The sequence below is a fragment of the Microcystis sp. LEGE 08355 genome (assembly GCF_015207185.1).
In the GTDB taxonomy this organism is placed as follows: domain Bacteria; phylum Cyanobacteriota; class Cyanobacteriia; order Cyanobacteriales; family Microcystaceae; genus Microcystis; species Microcystis panniformis.
Genome location: NZ_JADEXI010000364.1, coordinates 1 through 4801 on the forward strand (window position 1 = coordinate 1; position 4801 = coordinate 4801).

General features: G+C 39.1%; 5 protein-coding genes. 4 read left to right on the top strand and 1 reads right to left on the bottom strand.

From position 1 onward, the window contains the following. Positions 1-511 precede the first annotated feature (511 nt). The 4 genes from IQ242_RS17005 (at position 512) to IQ242_RS17020 (ending at position 3922) form a co-directional block, all read left to right on the top strand. A complete protein-coding gene (locus IQ242_RS17005) occupies positions 512-2104 on the top strand; it encodes a hypothetical protein (RefSeq protein WP_193960784.1) in 1593 nt (530 codons plus the stop codon). A 234-nt stretch (positions 2105-2338) separates the two neighbouring features. Then, the gene (locus IQ242_RS17010; protein WP_193960785.1) at positions 2339-2977 is read left to right on the top strand and encodes a DUF2834 domain-containing protein; all 639 of its coding nucleotides are present in this window, start codon (positions 2339-2341) and stop codon (positions 2975-2977) included. A gap of 130 nt (positions 2978-3107) precedes the next feature. Beyond that, a complete protein-coding gene (locus IQ242_RS17015; protein ID WP_002733401.1) occupies positions 3108-3401 on the top strand; it encodes a hypothetical protein in 294 nt (97 codons plus the stop codon). 2 nt (positions 3402-3403) lie between these two features. Continuing rightward, positions 3404-3922 carry a low molecular weight protein-tyrosine-phosphatase gene (locus tag IQ242_RS17020; protein ID WP_193960787.1) on the top strand — a complete coding sequence of 173 codons (519 nt, stop codon included), beginning with the start codon at positions 3404-3406 and terminating at the stop codon, positions 3920-3922. Positions 3923-3936: 14 nt separating this feature from the next. Here the strand turns inward: IQ242_RS17020 and IQ242_RS17025 are convergent, their stop codons facing one another. Next, a complete protein-coding gene (locus tag IQ242_RS17025) occupies positions 3937-4593 on the bottom strand; it encodes a response regulator transcription factor (protein ID WP_193960786.1) in 657 nt (218 codons plus the stop codon). Positions 4594-4801: the final 208 nt, after the last annotated feature.

The window sequence follows — 4801 nt, forward strand, 5'->3', positions numbered from 1 at the left end:
CCTTATCAAGGGTAGATCCCCCCGCCTATCGGCACCCCCCTTATCAAGGGTAGATCCCCCCGCCTATCGGCACCCCCCTTATCAAGCTATCCCTTATAGGGATCTTTCTTAACAATTTTTTCAGTAAGCACTACAACCCTTATCCTGACTTGATTTCAGTTTTTTCTTTGTCAGTAAGGGTGTCAACAAGGAATATTACAAATTGTTAACCGAGTCTTGAAAGCTTTATGCTACAAAGGTTTGAAATGTTAAGAAAGATGTGACTAAAGGATAGCTTATCAAGGGGGGCAGGGGGGATCGAACCTAAAATCTATTTTTAATTTAATTATAACCAGCTACTTAACTACTTAACTGAATCTGCTAGGATGCTATCACAGAATAGAAGACTACATCTATTAATTGCTGAGGCAGAACTAAGTTTAACCGCTCTTTTTTAACCACTTCTATCGCTTTGGGTTCAAAAAATTAGGCGTTTTCGGTTTACCATAGTCAAAGTGTGCTTTCTAGGCTAATGACTTTGACTAAAACCCCCGTGAGCAGAAACCGTCGTTTTTCCCTACGCAATCTCTTTGAGACTTGCATGGCCCTATTGGTATTATGTAATTATATTCTGGTTATTTTCGATTTAACCTACATTCCCCTGCGAGATTTTTGGTTACAGGGACGCTTGCAAATAACTTTATTAAGATTTAATGAACCAATAAAACTCGGGCCGATTTCCTTTCAAGAATTACAAATACCTCCCGATAAACCCCTAGAAATTCCCTTTGTTAAAGGAATCGCTAATTATGATGTGGTGAAAGGAATTAAACCCTATCGCAGTACCAGTGAATATTTAGCTACGGTTGATAAACTCAATGAACTCATCAATCAAAAGGTATTTAACCCAGAGTTTAATCTGCAAGAATATCGCCAAGAGATTGAGAAAATTTTAGCCAATTTGCGCCAAAAAAGTGTCGATATGATCGATAATAATCCCTTTGCCTCGGCCGAGAAAACTGGGACTTTAGAGAAGATTAAAAATAGAATGCGCTTGCGGGTTTTTAAGACGGAAAATGTCTCCGCAAAAGTGGCCTTTCAGAAGTTTTGGACTTGGGATTATCTCAGTGAAAATGGCTGGGAAAAAGAGTTGAAATTTTTCAATCAAGAAATTCAACCTTTAATAGAAACTAATTATTTTCGTCCCCTAGGAGAAGATGGGAGACCGATAGATAACTTTGAGGCGATCGATTTTTTATTTGGTACCATCTTTTTCTGGGAATTTATGCTAAGAACTTGGTGGATTGCTCGCACTCATAAAGGTCTGCGTTGGCGCGAGGCTATGTTATGGCGATGGTACGATATTTTTCTGTTTATTCCTATCTGGAGATGGCTGCGATTTATTCCTACCGTTATTCGCCTAGATCAAGTTAAAATTATTAACTTAAGGGTGATTAAAGAACAGGCCGTTAAAGGCTTAGTTGCGCTAATTTCTAAAGATATTACTGAGATAATTTTCCTGAGAATTATTCATCAAATACAGGAATATATTCGACGGGGACAAGTGGAGAAATTTCTCGATAAATCCCTTAATGGTGGATATAATAATCTCAATGATACTAATGAAGTTATCGAAATTTTTCGGTTAGTAGTTAATAGTACCGTTGACAAGGTTTTACCGCAAGTTAAACCAGAAGCAGAAGCTTTAATTAAATACAATATCGAGAAAATTCTCAGTCAAACTCCCGCTTATCAAAGCTTATTGCGATTACCCGGCATGAAAGGGTTAAAAACTGACTTGAGCAATCGCTTATCTAGTCAATTGTATCAATCCTTTGTTAATATAGCTGACAAGATTACCCAAGAAGACGAAGTTTTTGAGCGTTTATTACAGCAATTAGTCCAGCGTTTCGGGCAATCTCTCGCCGGGGAATTACAATCCCGTCACAGTCTAGAAAGAATCGAGATGTTATTAATTATCTTCCTAGAAGAATTCAAATTAAACTATGTACAAGAATTCTCGGATGAAGACTTAGAAACTATCCTCGAACAAACTCGCTTACTCCACTCTAAAAGTGCAGAAATTACCCCAGGAGAAACCATAAATCCTCGTCGTCTTCCCTAAAAATTAGTGATCATTGATTAGGTAATACTAAATCCGTTAAGTATAGGCTACTTATAAGAAGAGGCAAAAGGCAACCCCCCCCTGCCCCCCCGACATCGGGGGGGGGGAAAGGGGGAATAAATAATCAGTCTTTAATAACCGGATTTAGTATAATACTGCTTGACACTTTGATCACTTTTTTACTAAAATATCTGCTGAAATCCCATTACTCAATTAACCTAATTATCTACTCCCATGTTAACAAAAATTATTCTCGGTTTACTTTGGTTATGCTTCGGATTATACGCTTTTTTACTAGCACCCCCCGACCAACCAGATACAATAAATTTAATTATCAATCTTTCCACTGGCAAATGGCAAGATATTAACCCGTTAATTATCGCTCTTTTCAACCTGATGGGAGTTTGGCCACTTATCTACACTAGCCTTTTAATTATCGATGGTCGTGACCAAAAAATCATCGCTTGGCCCTTTGCTTTTGCCTCCTTTGCCGTGGGTGCTTTCGCTATTTTACCCTATCTAACCCTCCGTCAACCCAACAGCAATTTTACTGGTAAAAAAAATCTGCTCATTAAACTTTTAGACTCACCTTGGTTAGGAGTAATTGCCCTAATTACTGCGGCAATTTTAATCGCTTACGGATTAATTAACGGCAATTGGTCTGATTTTTGGTATCAGTGGCAAACTAGCCGTTTTATTCATGTTATGAGTTTAGATTTCTGTCTTTTAACCCTATTATGTCCAATTTTGCTGCAAGATGATCTAACCCGACGGGGATTAAAAAATCCTTTCCTGTTGCCGGTAGTTTCCCTTTTGCCTCTAATCGGTCCGGCAATTTATTTAATTATTCGTCCTCGCTTAGGGGAGAATTAAGGGTAAATTGTCTTGAGCAAACTTAACCATTTCTTGACAAGAGAAGTTCATATTTAACAGAAATTATGCTGAGGTTCCTCTAAAATATGAGGAAAGAGATTAATGTCCAGATTAGAAGGAGTGTTTAACCTTGTTAGAGAGTCAAAAACCACCTCGGATTTACTGCTTTCAAGCTGATTATCTTGCCTCCCAACAATTTAACCCCCAAGAGATTCCCGCTTGGTTATCCTTAGAGGTAAACTGGCAGGGTTATAGAATTCATACCCTACCCTGGGTAGCAGACGTAGCTAGGGTATTAGGATTATTAGCGATCGAAGATACTCCCCAAGGGTGGCAAGATTATTTAGAAAGCTTGGGATTAGCCAAAATTAGGTTAATGGACAGCGAGGAGTTTTTTGAGGATAAATCTTTATCGGGATGTTAGAAATGCCCTATAATTGGCAGTTTAGTGATGATTCTACCAGTCAATTTATGCCTTATAAACTACTCTTCGTCTGTTTAGGAAATATCTGTCGTTCTCCCGCTGCCGAGAATATCATGACTTATCTGATTGAACAAGAAGGATTAGGCAATAAAATCCTCTGTGATTCTGCGGGTACTGCCGGTTATCATATCGGTTCTCCTCCTGATTCTCGCATGAATACGGCGGCCAAAAAACGCGGTATTCCTTTGCAAGGGACAGCTAGACAATTTACCCGCGAGGATTTCGAGAATTTTGATCTAATCCTAGCCATGGATAAAGCCAATTATCAAGATATTTTATCCCTAGATCGGACAGGAAAATATCAAGAAAAGGTCAAGTTAATGGGTGACTATGCTCGTTATCACCCAGAAAAAGAAGTTCCCGATCCCTACTACGGTGGTCGGGAAGGTTTTGACCGGGTAATCGAGCTACTTTTAGACTCCTGTGGCAGTCTTTTGGAGGAAGTAAAAAACAAAATTTAAGTTTTTTATTTCAGCTAATCGATTAATCTATGTTCAAGGGAAAAACGAACCAGTTCTGCGCGATTGTTAGTAGTTGTTTTTCTGAGTAAACTGCTAACATATTTCTCGATCGTGCGAGAACTAAGATGCAGTCTTTGCCCAATTTCAATATTAGAAAGTCCCCGGGCTAAATGTTCTAACACTTCCCGCTCGCGATTAGTTAACTTAAAATCGTCCTGCAAAGAAGAAGTTAAAACATCCCTAGTTTTGGGGCTTTCTTCCAGTTTTAATTTCTGATATTGACGTTCACTTTGCACCATTTGCGCTCGCTCTAAAAGATTGCGAATAACTGCTTTTAATTCCTCCATCTCAAAAGGTTTAGGAAGATAGATATCACAACCCACTTGATAACCGCGGATTCTTTCCTCTGTTGACCCTCTTTCGGTTAAAAAAATTACCGGCAATAACCTAAATTCTGGCTGTTGCCGCACCTTAGTCACCAAAGAATAACCGTCTAAACGCGGCATTTTGATATCCGATACCAAAAGATGGGGATGATAGGTATCCAATAAATTCAAAGCTTCCAAACCATTACTCGCCGCTACCACACTATAACCTGCTAATTCTAAATAATCTTTAACCGCTAGGCGGATACCGGGGTCATCATCGGCAATTAGAATCAAAAGAGGCATAGAAATCAACAGGACAAGGTTTTTTCGTTATTAATAGCCTAGCACCCTCCGCTCGTCACAAATGTCCATCAAGCTACAGAGGCCGTTGTAACTGATATTATACTAGCAGTTAGCTATCAGCCTTTTCAGTGATCAGTGATCAGTAATCAGTAATCAGATGTGAGTTTTCAGCTTTTTTCTCCTCCTCTCCCCACTCCCCCACTTCCCC

Excerpts from the sequence above, each read along its gene's own strand:
- IQ242_RS17005 (WP_193960784.1), top strand. The coding sequence starts at position 512 with ATGACTTTGACTAAAACCCCCGTGAGCAGAAACCGTCGTTTTTCCCTA.
- IQ242_RS17010 (WP_193960785.1), top strand. The coding sequence starts at position 2,339 with ATGTTAACAAAAATTATTCTCGGTTTACTTTGGTTATGCTTCGGATTA.
- IQ242_RS17020 (WP_193960787.1), top strand. The coding sequence starts at position 3,404 with ATGCCCTATAATTGGCAGTTTAGTGATGATTCTACCAGTCAATTTATG.
- IQ242_RS17025 (WP_193960786.1), bottom strand. The coding sequence starts at position 4,593 with ATGCCTCTTTTGATTCTAATTGCCGATGATGACCCCGGTATCCGCCTA.